This is a genomic window from Mesorhizobium sp. M0998 (assembly GCF_040318885.1).
Taxonomy (GTDB): Bacteria; Pseudomonadota; Alphaproteobacteria; order Rhizobiales; family Rhizobiaceae; genus Mesorhizobium.
On sequence record NZ_JAMYND010000010.1, the window covers coordinates 91278 to 107329 of the forward strand.

The 16052-nt window shown below is 64.1% G+C and carries 18 protein-coding genes; 12 read left to right on the forward strand and 6 right to left on the reverse strand.

Translation table 11 applies throughout. From position 1 onward, the window contains the following. Position 1: 1 nt before the first annotated feature. Positions 2 to 304 (reverse strand): BolA family protein, encoded by a 303-nt coding sequence (locus NKH59_RS12145; RefSeq protein ID WP_352770023.1) that lies wholly within the window; start codon positions 302 to 304, stop codon positions 2 to 4. 133 nt (positions 305 to 437) lie between these two features. On the opposite strand from NKH59_RS12145, the gene NKH59_RS12150 reads away from it, so the two are divergent. The 6 genes from NKH59_RS12150 to NKH59_RS12175 all read left to right on the forward strand — a co-directional run bounded on the left by NKH59_RS12150 (position 438) and on the right by NKH59_RS12175 (position 6132). Then, the gene (locus NKH59_RS12150; protein ID WP_036238769.1) at positions 438 to 1067 is read left to right on the forward strand and encodes a J domain-containing protein; all 630 of its coding nucleotides are present in this window, start codon (positions 438 to 440) and stop codon (positions 1065 to 1067) included. 123 nt (positions 1068 to 1190) lie between these two features. Next, positions 1191 to 2177 carry a cobaltochelatase subunit CobS gene (gene cobS / locus NKH59_RS12155; protein ID WP_352451201.1) on the forward strand — a complete coding sequence of 329 codons (987 nt, stop codon included), beginning with the start codon at positions 1191 to 1193 and terminating at the stop codon, positions 2175 to 2177. 11 nt (positions 2178 to 2188) lie between these two features. After that, complete coding sequence (gene cobT / locus NKH59_RS12160; RefSeq protein WP_353022053.1) at positions 2189 to 4087, forward strand: cobaltochelatase subunit CobT; 1899 nt, start codon at positions 2189 to 2191, stop codon at positions 4085 to 4087. Further along, a complete protein-coding gene (locus NKH59_RS12165; protein ID WP_353014806.1) occupies positions 4084 to 5109 on the forward strand; it encodes an esterase-like activity of phytase family protein in 1026 nt (341 codons plus the stop codon). Before cobT ends, NKH59_RS12165 begins: the two co-directional genes overlap by 4 nt. A gap of 175 nt (positions 5110 to 5284) precedes the next feature. Then, a complete protein-coding gene (locus tag NKH59_RS12170; protein WP_353022056.1) occupies positions 5285 to 5653 on the forward strand; it encodes an ArsR/SmtB family transcription factor in 369 nt (122 codons plus the stop codon). Then, positions 5650 to 6132 (forward strand): SRPBCC family protein, encoded by a 483-nt coding sequence (locus tag NKH59_RS12175; RefSeq protein ID WP_352505072.1) that lies wholly within the window; start codon positions 5650 to 5652, stop codon positions 6130 to 6132. The genes NKH59_RS12170 and NKH59_RS12175 overlap by 4 nt, the downstream gene beginning before the upstream one ends. Before the next feature lie 55 nt (positions 6133 to 6187). Here NKH59_RS12175 and NKH59_RS12180 read toward each other — a convergent pair whose 3' ends face one another. The 3 genes from NKH59_RS12180 to rpmB all read right to left on the reverse strand — a co-directional run bounded on the left by NKH59_RS12180 (position 6188) and on the right by rpmB (position 7998). Next, a complete protein-coding gene (locus NKH59_RS12180; RefSeq protein WP_353022058.1) occupies positions 6188 to 6862 on the reverse strand; it encodes a spermidine synthase in 675 nt (224 codons plus the stop codon). Between the two features lie 76 nt (positions 6863 to 6938). Further along, positions 6939 to 7619: a queuosine precursor transporter gene (locus NKH59_RS12185; RefSeq protein ID WP_352451206.1), complete on the reverse strand. Its 681-nt coding sequence runs from the start codon at positions 7617 to 7619 to the stop codon at positions 6939 to 6941. 82 nt (positions 7620 to 7701) lie between these two features. After that, positions 7702 to 7998, reverse strand: coding sequence for a 50S ribosomal protein L28 (rpmB, locus tag NKH59_RS12190; RefSeq protein ID WP_006328411.1), 297 nt, complete (start codon positions 7996 to 7998; stop codon positions 7702 to 7704). A 612-nt stretch (positions 7999 to 8610) separates the two neighbouring features. Here rpmB and NKH59_RS12195 point away from each other — a divergent pair. Genes NKH59_RS12195 through NKH59_RS12205 form a run of 3 tightly spaced genes read left to right on the forward strand, consistent with a single transcriptional unit; the run spans position 8611 to position 11000 of the window. Then, positions 8611 to 9402 (forward strand): DUF3108 domain-containing protein, encoded by a 792-nt coding sequence (locus NKH59_RS12195; RefSeq protein WP_353022060.1) that lies wholly within the window; start codon positions 8611 to 8613, stop codon positions 9400 to 9402. 42 nt (positions 9403 to 9444) lie between these two features. Further along, the gene (gene yddG, locus NKH59_RS12200) at positions 9445 to 10332 is read left to right on the forward strand and encodes an aromatic amino acid exporter YddG (RefSeq protein ID WP_352831635.1); all 888 of its coding nucleotides are present in this window, start codon (positions 9445 to 9447) and stop codon (positions 10330 to 10332) included. Continuing rightward, positions 10332 to 11000: a lysoplasmalogenase family protein gene (locus NKH59_RS12205; protein ID WP_353022129.1), complete on the forward strand. Its 669-nt coding sequence runs from the start codon at positions 10332 to 10334 to the stop codon at positions 10998 to 11000. The genes yddG and NKH59_RS12205 overlap by 1 nt, the downstream gene beginning before the upstream one ends. Positions 11001 to 11004: 4 nt before the next feature. Here NKH59_RS12205 and NKH59_RS12210 read toward each other — a convergent pair whose 3' ends face one another. Both NKH59_RS12210 and gloB read right to left on the reverse strand, forming a co-directional pair. Further along, positions 11005 to 11433 (reverse strand): cupin domain-containing protein, encoded by a 429-nt coding sequence (locus NKH59_RS12210; protein ID WP_353022063.1) that lies wholly within the window; start codon positions 11431 to 11433, stop codon positions 11005 to 11007. Between the two features lie 21 nt (positions 11434 to 11454). Further along, positions 11455 to 12222, reverse strand: coding sequence for a hydroxyacylglutathione hydrolase (gene gloB / locus NKH59_RS12215; RefSeq protein WP_352471442.1), 768 nt, complete (start codon positions 12220 to 12222; stop codon positions 11455 to 11457). A gap of 98 nt (positions 12223 to 12320) precedes the next feature. Here gloB and NKH59_RS12220 point away from each other — a divergent pair, with 98 nt between their 5' ends. From NKH59_RS12220 to NKH59_RS12230, 3 genes are all read left to right on the forward strand, one after another. Beyond that, positions 12321 to 13103, forward strand: coding sequence for a class I SAM-dependent methyltransferase (locus NKH59_RS12220; RefSeq protein ID WP_353022066.1), 783 nt, complete (start codon positions 12321 to 12323; stop codon positions 13101 to 13103). Between the two features lie 222 nt (positions 13104 to 13325). Next, the gene (locus NKH59_RS12225; protein ID WP_353022069.1) at positions 13326 to 15158 is read left to right on the forward strand and encodes an ABC transporter ATP-binding protein/permease; all 1833 of its coding nucleotides are present in this window, start codon (positions 13326 to 13328) and stop codon (positions 15156 to 15158) included. Positions 15159 to 15234: 76 nt separating this feature from the next. Further along, complete coding sequence (locus NKH59_RS12230; protein ID WP_353022071.1) at positions 15235 to 16041, forward strand: DUF1194 domain-containing protein; 807 nt, start codon at positions 15235 to 15237, stop codon at positions 16039 to 16041. Positions 16042 to 16052 lie beyond the last annotated feature (11 nt).

The following is a 16052-nucleotide window of genomic DNA, read 5'->3' on the forward strand; positions in this document are numbered from 1 at the left end:
TTTACCAGCGGGTCTTTTCGCCGGGCGCCGCCGGCTCGATCGCTAGGGCATGCACGCCGGATTTCAATTCCTCGGCCAGCAGATCGTTGACGGCGCGGTGACGTTCGACGCGGCTCATGCCGGCAAAGGCTGGCGCGACGATGCGGACGCGGAAATGCGTCTCGCCGGCGCCGTCGAAGGTGGCGTGATGGCCGGAATCCACATGATGATGGCCGGCATGGAGATGGCTTTCGTTGATGACGGCCAGCCGTTCCGGCGAAAACGCCTTTTTCAGCTTGTCTTCCATCGTTGCCTGTATGGACATCGCCGCTTCCCTTCACCACATCTATGTCATCGCACAAAATTCGCAATTCGCCGGTTTTATGCCGCGATTCAGCGGTTAGGGCGATCATCGCGAAAATGTCAATTCTTGTTTCGCATCCGCGAACAGCCCATAAATGGGTGAGATGAAGCCGTACCCAAAATATTTCGAGAAGATTCGCATCCGCCCGGAGAAGGACGCGGAGCTGAAGTCGCGTTCGCCGATCTGCCAGTGGGATGGCTGCAAGGAGGCCGGTACCCACCGTGCCCCGGTCGGACGGATGAAGGAAGGCGAGTATTTCCAGTTCTGCTTCGACCATGTGCGCGAGTACAACAAAGGCTTCAATTATTTCTCGGGCGTTCCCGACACCGAGATCGCCCGCTTCCAGAAGGAAGCCATGACCGGCCACCGGCCGACCTGGAAAATGGGCGTCAACGGCGCATCGACCCGCTCCTCGCCGGACTTTGCCCAGGCGCGCTCCGGTCGCGCCGGCTACTACAATCGCATGCGCGATCCGTTCGACCTGTTCAAAGGCCCGAAGGACCCGCGCGAAGCACGCGAGCGCAAGGCCAAGCCGCTTGAGGCCAAGGCACTGGAGACGCTTGGCCTTGATACAAAGGCAACTGGCAAGGATATCAAGGCGCGCTATAAGGAACTTGTGAAACGCCACCATCCGGATGCGAATGGCGGCGACAGAGGTTCGGAAGACCGGTTCCGCGATGTGCTCCAGGCGTATCGCGTGCTCAAGCAGGCAGGTTTGTGCTGAGCGACCTTACGGTTCGTGTCGTTTTCCAACTTTCATAAGGTTGGAAAAGGCTCTAAGACCGCCCCCGAACAAAATCGATTGCCGGCGAAACGCGGCGTTTCGCTTGTGGAGACGTTGATAGAGATGAACAAGGTCGATCGCGACATCGCCAACCTGCCCGACACCACGGTGTCGGTGAAGGAGACATTCGGCTTCGACTCCAAGATGGTGGTGCCGGCCTATGCGGTGACGAGCGAGCATGTCCCCGACATCGACCCGGACTACCTGTTCGACAAGAACACGACCATGGCGATCCTCGCCGGCTTTGCCTACAACCGTCGGGTCATGGTGTCGGGCTATCACGGGACCGGCAAGTCGACGCATATCGAGCAGGTCGCCGCCCGGCTCAACTGGCCTTGCGTGCGCGTCAACCTCGACAGCCATGTCAGCCGTATCGACCTCGTCGGCAAGGACGCCATCGTCGTCAAGGACGGGCTGCAGATCACCGAATTCCGCGACGGCATCCTGCCCTGGGCCTATCAGCACAATGTCGCACTGTGCTTCGACGAGTACGATGCCGGCCGCCCGGACGTGATGTTCGTCATCCAGCGCGTGCTGGAATCGTCGGGCCGGCTGACGCTGCTCGACCAGAGCCGGGTCATCCGCCCGCACCCGGCGTTCCGGCTGTTTTCGACCGCCAACACGGTCGGCCTCGGCGATACCACCGGCCTTTACCACGGCACCCAGCAGATCAACCAGGCGCAGATGGACCGCTGGTCGATCGTCACCACGCTAAACTATTTGCCGCACGACAATGAAGTGAACATCGTGCTGGCCAAGGCCAAGCATTACCGTGACGGCAAGGGCAAGGAGATCGTCAACAAGATGGTCCGCGTCGCCGACATGACGCGCTCGGCCTTCATCAACGGCGACCTGTCGACTGTGATGAGCCCGCGCACGGTTATCACCTGGGCCGAGAATGCCGAAATCTTCGGCAATATCGGCATGGCATTCCGGCTGACCTTCCTCAACAAATGCGACGAGCTCGAACGCTCGCTCGTCGCCGAATTCTACCAGCGCGCCTTCGGCGAAGATCTGCCGGAATCGGCTGCCAATGTGGTGCTGGGCTAAGCAGAGTCTCGATGGCGGGTCCGGGCGACAATACGCGAAACAAATCCAAGACCGGCGCTGAGAACGACAGCTTCAAGCGCGCGGTTACCGTCTGCATGCGCGCCATCGCCGGCGACAAGGATCTCGAGGTCGGCTTCGCCAAGGATCGGCCGGCACTGGCCGGCAGCCGCGCCCGGCTGCCGGAACTGCCGAAGAAGGCATCGAAGGCGGACATCGCCATCACCCGCGGGCTCGGCGATTCCATGGCGCTGAAGCGCGCCTGCCACGATGCGCGCATCCACACCAGGCTGGCCCCGGAAGGCAAACAGGCCCGCGCCATCTATGACGCGGTAGAGCAGGCCCGGGTGGAGGCGATCGGCAGCCGCGCCATGCAGGGCGTCGCCGACAATATCGGCTCGATGCTCGAGGACAAATACGCCAGGGCCAACCTCGTCGACGTCAAGGACAAGGCCGACGCGCCGATCGAGGAAGCGCTGGCGCTGATGGTGCGCGAAAAGCTGACCGGCCGCACTGTGCCGAAGAGCGGCGAACGGCTGGTCGATCTCTGGCGCCCCTGGGTCGAGGAAAAAGCCAGTGCCGACCTCGACGGGCTGTCGGCAAAGCTCGATGACCAGCAGGCGTTCGCCCGCGTCGTGCGCGAGATGCTCGCCTCCATGGAAATGGCCGAGGAGCTCGGCGATGACCAGGAGACGGAAGACTCCGAGGACAACGACGAAAACCAGCCGCAAGGCGAGGAGCAGAGCGAGGAGGGCGGCGAAGACGATTCGGGCTCCGAGCAGTCGCAATCCGAGGATACCGAGGCATCGTCGGACGACGAGCAATCGGCCGAGACGGAAGCCTCCGACGCCACCGCCGAGGATCTCTCCGACGATGACGACGCCGATGCGGAGACGCCGGGCGAGGCGCGCCGCAACGACAATCCCTTCACCAATCTGCCGAAAGAGATCGACTACAAGGTCTTCACGACCGCCTTCGACGAGACCGTAGGTGCGGAGGAACTGTGCGAGGAGGAGGAGCTCGACCGGCTGCGCGCCTTCCTCGACAAGCAGCTCGCCAACCTTTCCGGCGTCGTCGGGCGGCTGGCCAACCGGCTGCAGCGCCGCCTGATGGCGCAGCAGAACCGCTCCTGGGATTTCGACCTCGAAGAAGGCTATCTCGATCCGGCACGGCTGGCGCGCGTCGTCATCGACCCGATGCAGCCGCTGTCCTTCAAACAGGAGCGTGATACCAAATTCCGCGACACGGTGGTGTCGCTGGTGCTCGACAATTCGGGTTCGATGCGCGGCCGGCCGATCACCGTCGCCGCGACCTGCGCCGACATCCTGGCGCGCACGCTGGAACGCTGCGGCGTCTCGGTCGAAATCCTCGGCTTCACCACCCGCGCCTGGAAGGGCGGACAGGCGCGCGAGAAATGGCTGAAGGAAGGCAAGCCGCCGAACCCCGGCCGGCTCAACGATCTGCGCCACATCATATACAAATCCGCCGACCATCCGTGGCGGCGGGCGCGCCGCAATCTCGGCCTGATGATGCGCGAGGGCCTGCTCAAGGAAAACATCGACGGCGAGGCGCTGCTGTGGGCGCACAACCGGCTGATCGCGCGGCCGGAGCAGCGCAAGATCCTGATGATGATCTCCGACGGCGCGCCGGTCGACGATTCGACGCTGTCGGTCAACCCCGGCAATTATCTCGAGCGGCATCTGCGGGCCATCATCGAACTCATCGAGACGCGCTCGCCGGTCGAGCTTTTGGCCATCGGCATCGGCCACGACGTCACCCGCTACTATCGCCGCGCCGTCACCATCGTCGATGCCGAAGAACTGGCCGGCGCCATGACCGAGCAGCTGGCCTCGCTGTTCGCCGAGGAAACCGTGCGCGACACGCGGCGCGGCGGCATGCGGCGCGCCGGATGATTTTTTCCCGCGGCGGCTTTTGGCAGAAGCTTTTGGCCGCCATTGCGTTGTTAGGCATCAGTTTGGCGCCAGCTGTCGCTGCCGGCCCGGCCTCGGTCGAGCCGGCCGAAATCACGGCACGGCCGATCAGCGAATTCCACATCGGCCGGCCGGACAAACAGTTCGGGCCGCTCGAATTCATCGGCGGGCTCGAAATGACCTCGTCGACGCGCGATTTCGGCGCGCTGTCGGCACTTCGGTTCCTCGAGCCCGGCAGCGATTTCATCGGCGTCGCCGACACCGGCTTCTGGTTCTTCGGCACCCTCGTCCACGATGCCGAGAAGCGGCCTTCCGGCATCCAGAATTTTCGCATGCAGCAGATGGTCGATTCGGCCGGTCAGCCGATCGACGAGAAATGGGCGGTCGATGCCGAAGGCCTCGCGGTGAAGGACGGCATTGCCACGGTCGGTTTCGAGGGCGATCACCGTATCGCAGAGTTCAAGATCGATCCGGACGGCATGAAGGCGCCGTTCAGGCAATTGGACTTCCTGATTCCAGCCTGGGAACTTCGCCGCAATCGCGGCTTTGAGACCGTCACCCGCGCCAACCCCAACGGGCAGCACGCGGGCGGACTGGTCGTGGTGTCGGAAAAGAGCCTCGACAAGGCCGGCAACATCTTTGCCGCGATCATCGAAGGGCCGCACAAGGGCGTCTTCACCGTCAAGCGCAATGGCGATTTCGACATCACCGACGGCGCCTTCCTGCCGGACGGCGACCTGTTGCTTCTGGAGCGCAGTTTTTCGATGGCCGGCGGCGTCAAGATGCGGCTGCGGCGCATCTATGGCGAAAGCGTCGAGAAGGGCGCCGTCGCCGACGGGCCGGTGCTGCTCGAAGCCGACATGGGCTACCAGATCGACAACATGGAAGCGCTCGACGTCTGGACCCGCGACGATGGCGCGCTGATCGTGTCGCTGATGTCCGATGACAACCACTCGATCCTGCAGCGCAATCTTTACCTGGAATTTGTGCTGCACGAGGATTGACGCGCGACAGGCCTGCTGGCTGACAGCATCGCTGGTATTTCCGCGCCGTTTTGCAGCGCAGCCAATTTCCCCTGGCAATGACCCGCGTCGCGGGTTTTCCAGCCGGCTCTCACCATCCGAAAAAATACTTTAGTCGTGACTTGACAATTGCGTCATCGGCGAAATACTCAAGTCCATGCTTAAGTATTCCGAGATCGACAGCATCCTGCGGGCTCTTGCCGAGCCGAAGCGCCGGGCAATCCTGGAAAGGCTGAGCCGCGGGCCAGCCACCGTCAGCCAGTTGGCGGAGCCGTTCGGCATGACCTTCGCTGCCGTACTCCAGCATCTCCAGGCGCTGGAAGCGTGCGGGCTGATCCGCAGCGAGAAGGTCGGACGCGTGCGCACCTGCCGGATCGAGCCCGGCGGGCTAGCCCCGCTCGCCGACTGGATCGCCGCGCGCCGTACACCGGCCGAACGCCAGCTCGACCGTCTCGGCCAGATCCTGGCGGAGACTGACCAACCGGACGCAACACCCCACGACCAGGAAAAGGACGAAAAGAAATGAACCAGATTGCCCCCGTGAACGACCAGTCCGTCATCCATTCAAGCTTCACGATCGAGCGGACCTACCCGCAATCGCGCGAACGCGTCTTCCTCGCCTTTGCCGACAAGGCGACGGTGCGGCGTTGGCGCGTCGAAGGCGACGGCTTCACCATCGCCGAATTCACCTTCGATTTCCGTGTCGGCGGCAGCGAGGTTTCGCGGTTCAGCTACCAGGGCGGCCCGGAGATCAGGCTCGATGCGCAGTTCCAGGACATCGTCCCTGACCGGCGCATCGTATTTTCATACCGGATGGCGGTCGGGGCGCAGCCGCTGTCGGCGTCGCTCACCACGGTCGAGCTTGCACCTTCCGGCGAGGGCACCCGCCTGACCTATACCGAACAGGGTGCGTTCTTCGATGGCGTCGATTCAGCGCAAGGGCGCGAGGAGGGCACACGCGGGCTGCTGCAGGCGCTCGCCGCCGAGCTTCAGAAAGCGAAGTAGAGGCTCGTCGGCGTACCGGGCGGCGTCCAACAAGGCCGCCCGGATTGCGAGGGGTCTATTGCCCTTTGCTCGCGAGCCAGATGACGTGCCGGGCGCCGCGCTTGCCGTGAGCCCGCACCTTGACCTCCTCGACCGTGAAGCCGGCCTGCTTGAGCCTTCGGGTGAAACCTGCGTCAGGGCCCTGCGACCAGACCGCCAGCACACCGCCGGGCTTGAGAGCTGCTCTCGCGCTGATCAGGCCGGCTGCGCTGTAGAGCGCATCGTTGGCCTTGTAGACGATGCCCTCGGGGCCGTTGTCGATATCGAGCAGGATCGCGTCCCAGGCCGAAGCTTGCGATCGGATGAGCTGACCGACATCGGCCTCACGAATGCTGACGCGCGGGTCGTCAAGGCAGCCGCCGAACAGCTCGGCCATCGGGCCGCGCGCCCAAATCACGACCGCCGGCACCAGTTCGGCAACGGTGACCTGGGCGTTGTCGGCAAGCTCGGCCAGCGCCGCGCGCAAGGTAAAGCCCATGCCGAGGCCGCCGATCAGGATGTTTGGGGTCCGGCGGCCGGCAATCCTTTGGCAGGACAGTTTCGCCAGCGCCTCTTCGGAACCGCTGAGCCGGCTGTTCATCAGCTCGTTCGCGCCAAGCATGATCGAGAATTCGCCGCCGCGCCGCTTCAGGCGGAGTTCCTGTCCGCCGTCAGGCGTTTTTGCCGAGTCCAGTTGAAGCCAGGGGATCATGCTCGATAGTCTTTGAGCATGATCTTGTCCGAAAACCGGTTCCCACTTTTCGCTAACGCGGACCTTTGGTTCGGGATCATGCTGCCAGTGCCGGCTGGCTCCAGCGGGCGGCAAGCAGCCGGTAGGGGATCAGCGCCACCACCGCTATGATCAGCTTGACGCTGAGATCGCCGAGCGCCCAGGAGACCCAGCGCATCGTCTCGACCGGCAGCACGCCCATCAGCGGCGCGGTTTCCAGCGCAAAGCCGTCGTTGGGCCCGGCGAAGGCGAACGCCGCCGCGAAGGCGACGGTGAAAAACACCACCGTATCGAAAACGGAGCCGACCAGCGTGCCGACGATCGGTGCGCGCCACCAGCTCTGCCGGCGCAGCCGGTTGAACACGGTGACGTCAAGCAACTGCGCGGTGAGGAAGGCGGCACCCGACGCCGCGGCAATGCGCACCAGCCGGTCGGCGGCGGTCTCGAATTCGATCAGGCCATGGCGAAACAGCAGCGGTGGGATGACGATCGAGCAGATCACCGCTGTCATGAAGCCGACAAAGACGATCCTGCGCGCCACCGCCGGCCCATAGCGGCGGTTGGCGAGATCGGTGACCAGGAAGGAGAACGGATAGGTGAAGGCGCCCCAGGTCAGGATGTCGGCCAGCGACAGCCCGCCGATTGCGCCTTGCATCGGGAACTGCACGAGGATGTTCGAGGCCACGACGACGAGCGCCATGGCCGCCACGAAGGGCAGGTACCGCGAGAGGAAAATCATTTTTTTATCCTGGGTAATGGAACCAGCGGAACGCGATCCGGAGTTCGGACCACGCCCTGGAAGGCGGCTGCCGCCGAAAAACTCAGGCGGCCGGCTGCTCGGCGAGCTTCTTGGCGATCTGCTTCTTCAACAGGCGGGCGCGCTGCGACAATTCCTTGGCATCGGCCTTGGCCAGGAAGGCGTCGAGGCCGCCGCGATGCTCGACCGAACGCAGCGCGTTGGCCGAAATGCGCAGGCGCACGTTCTGGTTCAGCGCTTCCGAGATCAGCGTCACATTGACGAGATTGGGCAGGAAGCGACGCTTGGTCTTGTTGTTGGCGTGGCTCACATTGTTGCCGGACATGACTGCCTTGGCAGTGAGTTCGCAGGTGCGGGACATGGTTCTAACCTTCGGTTCTCGGTCCTGGCCAAACATTCGACCCGCGCCGGGTGGCGCGCGGTTTCGGTCAGGCGGCCTTATGGAAAAAGTTGGCGTTCCATAGTTGCATTTCGCCGAGGCGTCAAGCTTGGGGTTGGTTAGTGCCAAGGGAATCAATCAAAAGATGACCGATGCCGGCGCTGCCCCTCATCCGCCTGCCGGCACCTTCTCCCCGTATAGTGACGGGGAGAAGGGGCTTGGCCGCAGGCTCGGCGCTTCTGCAACTTCGCAAATTGGCGAAACCCTTTGCAAGGCGACCTTCTCCCCGTCCCTATACGGGGAGAAGTGCCCGGCAGGGCGATGAGGGGCTGCGCAAACCTGTAGCGATTTTCCAGGTGGCCACATTTTGTTCTTGCTTTGTGCCGGCAGCTATGCTACTAATTTCGGTATGGTGCTAATTGGCTCCAACGACCCGCCCGCCGAGGCGGGTTTTTTATTTTGGCTGTCGACCAGCCCCAACGTTGCCTGCCGACGGCGCCTTTCACATTAAGGCCGGAATTCAGCCTATAAGCGGTCGCACAGGGACATGCCAGACCGGAGCCGCCCCGTCCGGTCGACAATCAAGGACCCGCCATGCCTCGTTCTTTCCTCCATGCCCTGGTCGTGCTGATGGCCGTCGCGCCGCCGACAACGGCTTCGGCCGCTGAGCCGCAATCCTTCACGGGCGAATATTCGGTGTCGTTCCTCGGCCTCTCCGTGGCCAAGGCGAAATTCTCCAGCCAGTACGAGGGTGACAGCTATTCGATCGAGGGCAGCGTTTCCGCCGCCGGGCTCGCCACTTTGTTCGACGATACGCGAGGCACGATCTCGTCGAAGGGCAAGATTTCGGGCAAGCAGTTGCAGCCGCAAGCGTTCCACGCCGACTACACGTCCGGCAAGAAGGCATCGATGATCGACATCCAGTTTGCCAACGGCGTCGTCACCTCGACCAAGGTCGTGCCTGAGCCGAAGAAGCGCAATCCCGAGAATTGGATACCGCTGGCCGGCAGCCATCTCGTATCGGTCCTCGATCCGATGGCCGCCACCGTCATCCATGCCGACAGCCTCGACCAGGTCTGCGGGCGCACGGTGAAGCTCTATGACGGCGAAATGCGTGCCGATCTGAAACTGACCTACGAGTCCAAAGGGTCGATCTCGGTGGCCGGCTACAAGGGCGATACGGTCACCTGCAGGCTGGGCTTCGAGCCGGTGGCCGGTTACCGCAAGAACCGCAAGGCGCTAAACTACCTGAAGAAACGCAGCCGCATCATGGTGACGTTTGCACCGGTCGGCCAAAGCGGCGTATATGCGCCGATCCGCGCCACGGTCAGCACGCAAATCGGCCCGTTGACGATCAGCGCGGAGCGGTTCGAAGCAAACGAATAGGCGTGACGGTGCGCCGCCAACGATGGGCAGGGGGCGACCGGTATGGCGCGCGCAACACTGATCGGCTTCTCCGCGGTCGCCATGTGGGCGCTGCTGGCGCTGCTTACGGATGCTTCGGGCGCCGTGCCGCCGTTCCTGCTTTCGGCAATCACCTTTACGATCGGCACTTGCGTCGGGCTGGTTGCCCGGCTGTTCATGCCGGCAGCTGATGGCGCCGCGAAGATACCGCGCCAGGTTTGGGCGATCGGCATTGCCGGCCTGTTCGGCTACCACTTCTTCTATTTCACCGCGCTGCGCAATGCGCCGGCCGTCGAGGCCAGCCTGATCGCCTATCTGTGGCCGCTGCTGATCGTGCTGGGGTCGGCGCTGATGCCGGGCGAGCGGCTGGCCTGGAACCACGTCGCCGGCGCGCTGCTCGGCCTTGCCGGCACGGTCCTGATCGTCACCAAGGGCGGCGGGCTTGCCTTCGATGCGCGTTATGCCTTCGGCTATGCAATGGCCGGCGTCTGCGCGGTGCTGTGGTCGTCCTATTCGCTGTTGTCGCGGCGCTTCCCGTCGGTGCCGACCAGCATCGTCACCTGGTTCTGCGCCGCCACCGCGGCCCTTTCGCTGGTCTGCCATCTGTTGCTGGAAGAAACGGTGCTGCCCAACGGCGCCGGCCAGTGGCTGGCCGTGCTCGGCCTCGGTCTGATGCCGGTGGGGGCGGCGTTCTATGCCTGGGACATCGGCGTCAAGCGCGGCAACATCCAGGTGCTGGGGGCGGCGAGCTATGCCGCGCCGCTGCTGTCCACCCTGGTGCTGATCACCGCCGGCTTCGCCGAGCCGTCATGGCGCATCCTCGCCGCCTGCGTGCTGATCACCGGCGGCGCGGCACTGGCGGCGAAATCGCTGTTGCTGCGCAAGAGGGCCGCGAGCGAGGCAAACGCGTGATGCCGTTTTCCGGCGGCATCGATGCCAATGCCAATGCGACGCTGCTGTTTTCGCTGGCGGCGGCGGTGATTTACGCGTTCAGCCTCGGCATGCCGCCGCGCCTTTCGCGGTCGGCGGCAAGGACATTGGCGGTGGCGATGCTGGCGGTGCTGGTCGCGCAGCAGGGCGGCCCATGGCTGCTCGTCGCCGCGCTGGCGCTCAGCGCCGTCGGCGACGCCTTCCTGTCGCGCGACGGCGAGAAGGCATTTCTTGGCGGCACGGCCAGTTTTCTTGCCGCGCATGTGCTTTACGTCGTGCTGTTCCTGCGCGCCGGCAGCGGCCTCGGGCTGCTCTCGGCCGAACCGTGGCGAGGAATTATTGCCCTGGCGATGGCCGTGTTGGCGCTGGCGATGATTTTCGCGCTCTGGCGCCGCATCGGCCCGGCCTTGCGTTTGCCGATTGGCATCCATGCCGCGGCGCAGCTTGGCATGGGCATTGCGGCGCTCACCCTGAACAGCGTCTGGGTCGTCGGCGGCGTCATCCTGCTCATGCTGTCCGACGGGCTGCACGCCGCGGAAAAGTTCCTGCTGCCCGCCATCTCGGCGCACCGCATTTGGGTGCGCCATGGGGTCTGGGCGCTGTATTATGCCGGCCAGCTGGCGATCACGCTGGGTTTGCTGCTGGGCTAGGTGCCTAGGGCGTTCCCGGCAGCCAGCCTGGTTCGGCGAGTTCGAAGGCGGAGAAATCGAAACCCGGCGCCACGGTGCAGCCGACCAGGGTCCATTCGCCGAGGCTGCGTGCCGACTGCCACCAGCCTGCCGGCACGACGATCTGCGGCCGCTCGCCCGCGGCAAGCGCCGTACCGAGGATCTCCTCGATGACGGGACCGCCTTCTCGGTGTATCGACAGCGCCAGCGGTGCACCGTCATAGAAATGCCAGACCTCGGCCGCGTCCTTGACCCGGTGCCAGGCCGACAATTGGTCCTTCTCGAGGAGGAAATAGATCGCCGTCGAATGGCCGCGCGTGCCTGCCGCGCCGTCGCGAAAGGTCTCGGCATACCAGCCGCCTTCCGGATGCGGCGTCAGGCCGAGCAGGGCGATGATTTCGGCGGAACTGGTCATGACCCTAGCTCCTGGCGCCGCTCAGAAATTGTCCTTGCGCTTGCGGATCTCGGCGAACACTTCGGCGTCGGAGGCCTTCTCCAGGCCGAGATGCCTGCGGATCGCCGGATCGTGCCAGCGCAGGAACGGATTGGTCGACAGTTCCTCGCCGATCGTCGTCGGCAGCGTCGGCTTGCCGTCGGCGCGCAGCGCCTCGACCTTGGCGGCACGCTCTTTCAGCGCCGAATTGGTCGGGTCGACGGTGAGCGCGAAACGGGCATTGGCCAGCGTATACTCATGGCCGCAATAGACGACCGTCTCGGCCGGCAGCGCCGCGAGCTTCTTCAGGGATTCGTACATCACCGGCGGCTTGCATTCGAGCAGCCGCCCACAGCCGAGCGCAAACAGCGTGTCGGCGGCGAATGCTACTTTCGACGCCGGCAGATGATAGGTGACATGGCCGGCGGTATGGCCGGGCGTGGCGATGACCTCGATCCGCTCGTCGCCGAGATGGACGACCGAGCCTTGCTCGACAGTTTCGTCGATGCCGGGAATCTTCGCCTTTTCGGCTTCCGGCCCGACAATGCGCAGCTTGAAACGCTCCTTCAGCGCCAGATTGGCCTCGACATGGTCGAGATGGTGGTGAGTGGTCAGGATCATCGTCGGGGTCCAGCCGGTGCGCTTGATCGCCGCCAGGATGGGCGCCTCCTCGGGCGCATCGATGAGCGCCGTCTGGCCGCTTTTCGGGTCGTGCACCAGCACGCCGAAATTGTCGCTGCGGCACATGAATTGTTCGATCTCGACCGGCATCGCATCTCTCCCATTATTGCCGCAGACATAGGGCGCCTGCCAGCCGATGTCATCTGCCTTTGTTGAACTTGGACTGCTTCGAAGCTACCGTTCCGCGCATGCATTCAGACATTGTCGATCTCCGTTCGTTTTATTCGACCACGCTCGGCCGCCTGGCCGAACGCTCGATCACTATGGCGCTGTCCTCGATATGGGCCGTCGTGCCCAACGAGCGGCTGGTCGGCCTCGGCTACACCTTGCCGTGGCTGGAGCGCTTCGGCAGCGATGCCGAGCGCGTCTTTGCCTTCATGCCGGCAACCCAGGGCGCGGTGGTCTGGCCGGCGACCGGGCCGACGGCGACCGCCCTGGTCTTCGACGAGGAACTGCCGCTGGTTGATTCCTGCATCGACCGCATGCTGCTCGTCCATTCGCTCGAACATGTCGAGAACCCGCGCGAGACGCTGAACGAGATCTGGCGGGTGCTGTCGCCGGCCGGCCGTGTCGTCATCGTCGTGCCCAACCGGCGCGGCGTCTGGGCACGCTTCGAGCATACGCCTTTCGGCAATGGCCGGCCGTTCTCGCGCGGCCAGCTGACCGAATTGCTGCGCGAAGCGAATTTCACGCCGGCGGCGTGGTCCGATGCGCTGTTCTTCCCGCCGTCGCCGCGACGTTTCATGATGCAGTTCCATAATGTGCTGGAACGCGCCGGCCGGCGCTTCTGGCCGATCTTTTCTGGCGTTATCGTCGTCGAGGCGCAGAAGCGGCTCTATCAAGGCGTGCCGGTTGCCCAGCGCGCGTCCCGCCGCGTCTTCGTGCCGGTTCTCTCGCCGCATGGCGCGCCGACGCTTGGCCGGGCTGTCGCGGGCCGGACGTCCGACGCCGCCAGGATGACGCGTTCGTGATCCGACGCAGGCTTTTTCTCACCAAAAGCGCGTCGCATTAGACCGGCCTCGTACGACGCGCTTTAGGTTGTTGTTTCATGCATGTCGTTATCGCAAAACCGCTGCACACTTTTGCGCGACATGCATTGTCTGTCGCGGATGGGTTGGCTACCCGATTGAAGGCATACGCGGTCGATTCTATGACCGGGTTTCAGCATCGCTTCCGAATGCAAGGATCCACTCATGGCTGATCGTCCGGATGTCGAGGCCAGCGCCCAGAAGCTTGCCACGTCGATCGAGGCCAGCAGCCTGCGTGAGCAGCTGGCAACAATCAAATTGGCACTGACCAGCTCGCCAGTGCGAAAACAATTGCTTTGGGCAGCGATCGGCATCGTCGCCGTCATCGTGGCGAGCTCGATCGGGCAGGTTCTGCTCAATCGCTGGAACCAGCCTTTCTACGACGCGCTTGCGCGGCGCGACATGCCGGCTTTCCTGCATCAGCTTCTGGTCTTTGCCGGCATCGCCGGCGGGCTTGTGGTGCTCAATGTCGGCCAGACCTGGCTCGACCAGATGCTCCGCCTGAAGCTGCGCGAGGCGCTGACGCTCGACCTGATCGACGAATGGATGCGGCCGGCGCGTGCCTTCCGGCTGACCCATGCCGGCGCCATCGGCGTCAATCCCGACCAGCGCCTGCAGCAGGATGCCGGGCATCTCTCCGATCTTTCCACCGGTCTTGGCATCGGCCTGCTGCAGTCCTGCATCCTGCTTGCCTCGTTCGTTGGGGTCCTGTGGTCGCTGTCTTCCGGCTTCGTCTTCCACATAGGCGGCCATTTGCTGGCCATACCCGGCTACATGGTCTGGGCGGCGATCCTTTATGCTGGCACCGCCTCCTGGTTGAGCTGGCTGGTCGGGCGACCGTTGATCCGCTTCAACAACGATCGCTATACGCGTGAAGCGGAGCTGCGCTCCTCGGTGGTTCGCGTCAACGAGAATGTCGATGCCATCGCGCTGGCGCACGGCGAGGCCGATGCCAGGCGCCGGCTCGAATTCGATCTCGGCATGGTGCTGGGCGCCATGCGGCGCATCTACAGCGCCCAGATCAATCTTTCCTGGGTTACCGACACCTATGGCTGGATCACTGTCGTCGCGCCGATCCTGGTCGCCTCACCGGTCTATTTCGCCGGCGATATCAGCTTTGGCGGCCTGATGATGGCAGTCGGCGCTTTCAACCAGGTCCATTCGTCGCTGCGCTGGTTCATCAACAATATCGGCGGCATCGCCGATTGGCGCGCTACGCTGATGCGGGTCGCCGACTTTCGCATCGCGCTTGCCGACACCGACGCGCTGCACCATACGGAAAGGCGCATTTCGTTCGGCGAAAACCCGGACGGCAGCCTGAGCTTCGAGAAACTCGAGGTCGCCTCGCCGGAGGGATGCACCAAGCTTGCCGAGCCGCATGTCGAAATCCGCGCCGGCGACCGGGTCATGATCACCGGAGATCCGGGCGCCGGCAAGACGCTGTTCTTCCGGGCCATTGCCGGTCTGTGGCCATGGGGCAGCGGACGGATCGGCATGCCGGCCGGAGAAGCGCCGATCTTTGTTCCGCGTACCCCCTATTTCCCGCTCGGCAAGCTGCGCGAGGTGCTCAACCATTCAGACGGCGCGGCGGAGGCGAGCGATGCCGAGATCTCGGAGGTGCTGGCCGATGTCGGGCTGCAACGCCTGTCGTCCTCGCTCGATCGCTCGGCGCGCTGGGAGCGTGAGCTCAGCGACGACGAGCAGCGCCTGCTGGCCTTTGCCAGGCTGGCCTTGCGACGGCCGAAATGGGTGATCATCGACGAGGCGCTGGACGCGTTCGACGGCCCAACGCTGAGGCAAGTGCTGTCGATGCTGGAGAAGCGCCTTCCCGACGCCGCGATCCTCAATATCGGCCGCGGCCAGCACAATGCCCGCTTCTTCCGGCGGGCGTTGACCATCGTCAAGGATGCCGGCCAACCGCCACTCAAGCCGGCCCGTATCAGGGCAGGTGCCATCGAACCGCCCCCGGTTGTCGTTTCGGCTGGCCGAAAGAAATAGAAGGCAAGCTTTATTTCGCCGCGATCGCAGCGAAAAACTGTCGCGATCGTTTCAGATGGGAACGTTCCGATCGGCCATGCTTGACGCTCTCGCCCTGCTCGCCTGCCTTGCCTGCACCCCGGCGGCACCTGCGGCCGCACCGGCCAATGCAATTGCCGTCGATGTCGAGCTGGTGCTGGCCGTCGACATCTCGCAGTCGATGGATGAAAGGGAGTTTGCCCTGCAGCGCGCCGGCTATGTCGCGGCGCTGCGCCACCCCGACTTCATCAACGCCGTGCGTGCCGGCACCTTCGGCCGCATCGCCATCGCCTATTTCGAATGGGCCGGCACCATCCGCGACGATGCGGTCATTGCCTGGCAGGTCGTCGACAGCAAGGAGAGCGCCAACGCTTTCGCCGACAAGATCGCGGCCCGCCCGTTCAGGAGCTTTCGCGGCACCTCGATTTCCGGTGCTGTGGCTTTCGGTGCCGAGCTTTTCAACGGCACGGCCTTCACCGGCAAACGCCGCGTCATCGACGTCTCGGGGGACGGCCCAAACAACACCGGCTTGCCGGTCACAATGGCACGCGATGCGGCGCTGGCGAAGGGCATCGTCATCAACGGGCTGCCGATCCTGATCAGCCCGTCACCCACCTTCAGCCATCTCGACCGGTACTATGCCGAATGCGTCACCGGCGGGCCGGGCTCGTTCGTGCTGCCGATCTATGCTGCTTCCGAATTCGCCACCGCCACTCGCCGCAAACTGATCCTCGAGGTCAGCGGCATCGAGTATCCCAAGGTGGATCCGAGGACGATCCGCATCGACGCACCGATCGACTGCCTGCAAGGCGAGCGCGACCGAAGGTTTTTCTCGGACCCATATTTCCCGGAACTCGACCGATAAGGCTGGCCCAG

Coding starts and splice junctions, on each gene's coding strand:
- NKH59_RS12195 (WP_353022060.1), top strand. CDS start 8,611: ATGCCTCGTTCTTTCCTCCATGCCCTGGTCGTGCTGATGGCCGTCGCG.
- NKH59_RS12185 (WP_352451206.1), bottom strand. CDS start 7,619: ATGATTTTCCTCTCGCGGTACCTGCCCTTCGTGGCGGCCATGGCGCTC.
- NKH59_RS12230 (WP_353022071.1), top strand. CDS start 15,235: ATGCTTGACGCTCTCGCCCTGCTCGCCTGCCTTGCCTGCACCCCGGCG.
- NKH59_RS12220 (WP_353022066.1), top strand. CDS start 12,321: ATGCATTCAGACATTGTCGATCTCCGTTCGTTTTATTCGACCACGCTC.
- yddG (WP_352831635.1), top strand. CDS start 9,445: ATGGCGCGCGCAACACTGATCGGCTTCTCCGCGGTCGCCATGTGGGCG.
- cobS (WP_352451201.1), top strand. CDS start 1,191: ATGAACAAGGTCGATCGCGACATCGCCAACCTGCCCGACACCACGGTG.
- gloB (WP_352471442.1), bottom strand. CDS start 12,222: ATGCCGGTCGAGATCGAACAATTCATGTGCCGCAGCGACAATTTCGGC.
- NKH59_RS12175 (WP_352505072.1), top strand. CDS start 5,650: ATGAACCAGATTGCCCCCGTGAACGACCAGTCCGTCATCCATTCAAGC.
- NKH59_RS12205 (WP_353022129.1), top strand. CDS start 10,332: ATGCCGTTTTCCGGCGGCATCGATGCCAATGCCAATGCGACGCTGCTG.
- NKH59_RS12180 (WP_353022058.1), bottom strand. CDS start 6,862: ATGATCCCCTGGCTTCAACTGGACTCGGCAAAAACGCCTGACGGCGGA.
- rpmB (WP_006328411.1), bottom strand. CDS start 7,998: ATGTCCCGCACCTGCGAACTCACTGCCAAGGCAGTCATGTCCGGCAAC.
- NKH59_RS12210 (WP_353022063.1), bottom strand. CDS start 11,433: ATGACCAGTTCCGCCGAAATCATCGCCCTGCTCGGCCTGACGCCGCAT.
- cobT (WP_353022053.1), top strand. CDS start 2,189: ATGGCGGGTCCGGGCGACAATACGCGAAACAAATCCAAGACCGGCGCT.
- NKH59_RS12165 (WP_353014806.1), top strand. CDS start 4,084: ATGATTTTTTCCCGCGGCGGCTTTTGGCAGAAGCTTTTGGCCGCCATT.
- NKH59_RS12145 (WP_352770023.1), bottom strand. CDS start 304: ATGTCCATACAGGCAACGATGGAAGACAAGCTGAAAAAGGCGTTTTCG.
- NKH59_RS12225 (WP_353022069.1), top strand. CDS start 13,326: ATGGCTGATCGTCCGGATGTCGAGGCCAGCGCCCAGAAGCTTGCCACG.
- NKH59_RS12170 (WP_353022056.1), top strand. CDS start 5,285: ATGCTTAAGTATTCCGAGATCGACAGCATCCTGCGGGCTCTTGCCGAG.
- NKH59_RS12150 (WP_036238769.1), top strand. CDS start 438: ATGGGTGAGATGAAGCCGTACCCAAAATATTTCGAGAAGATTCGCATC.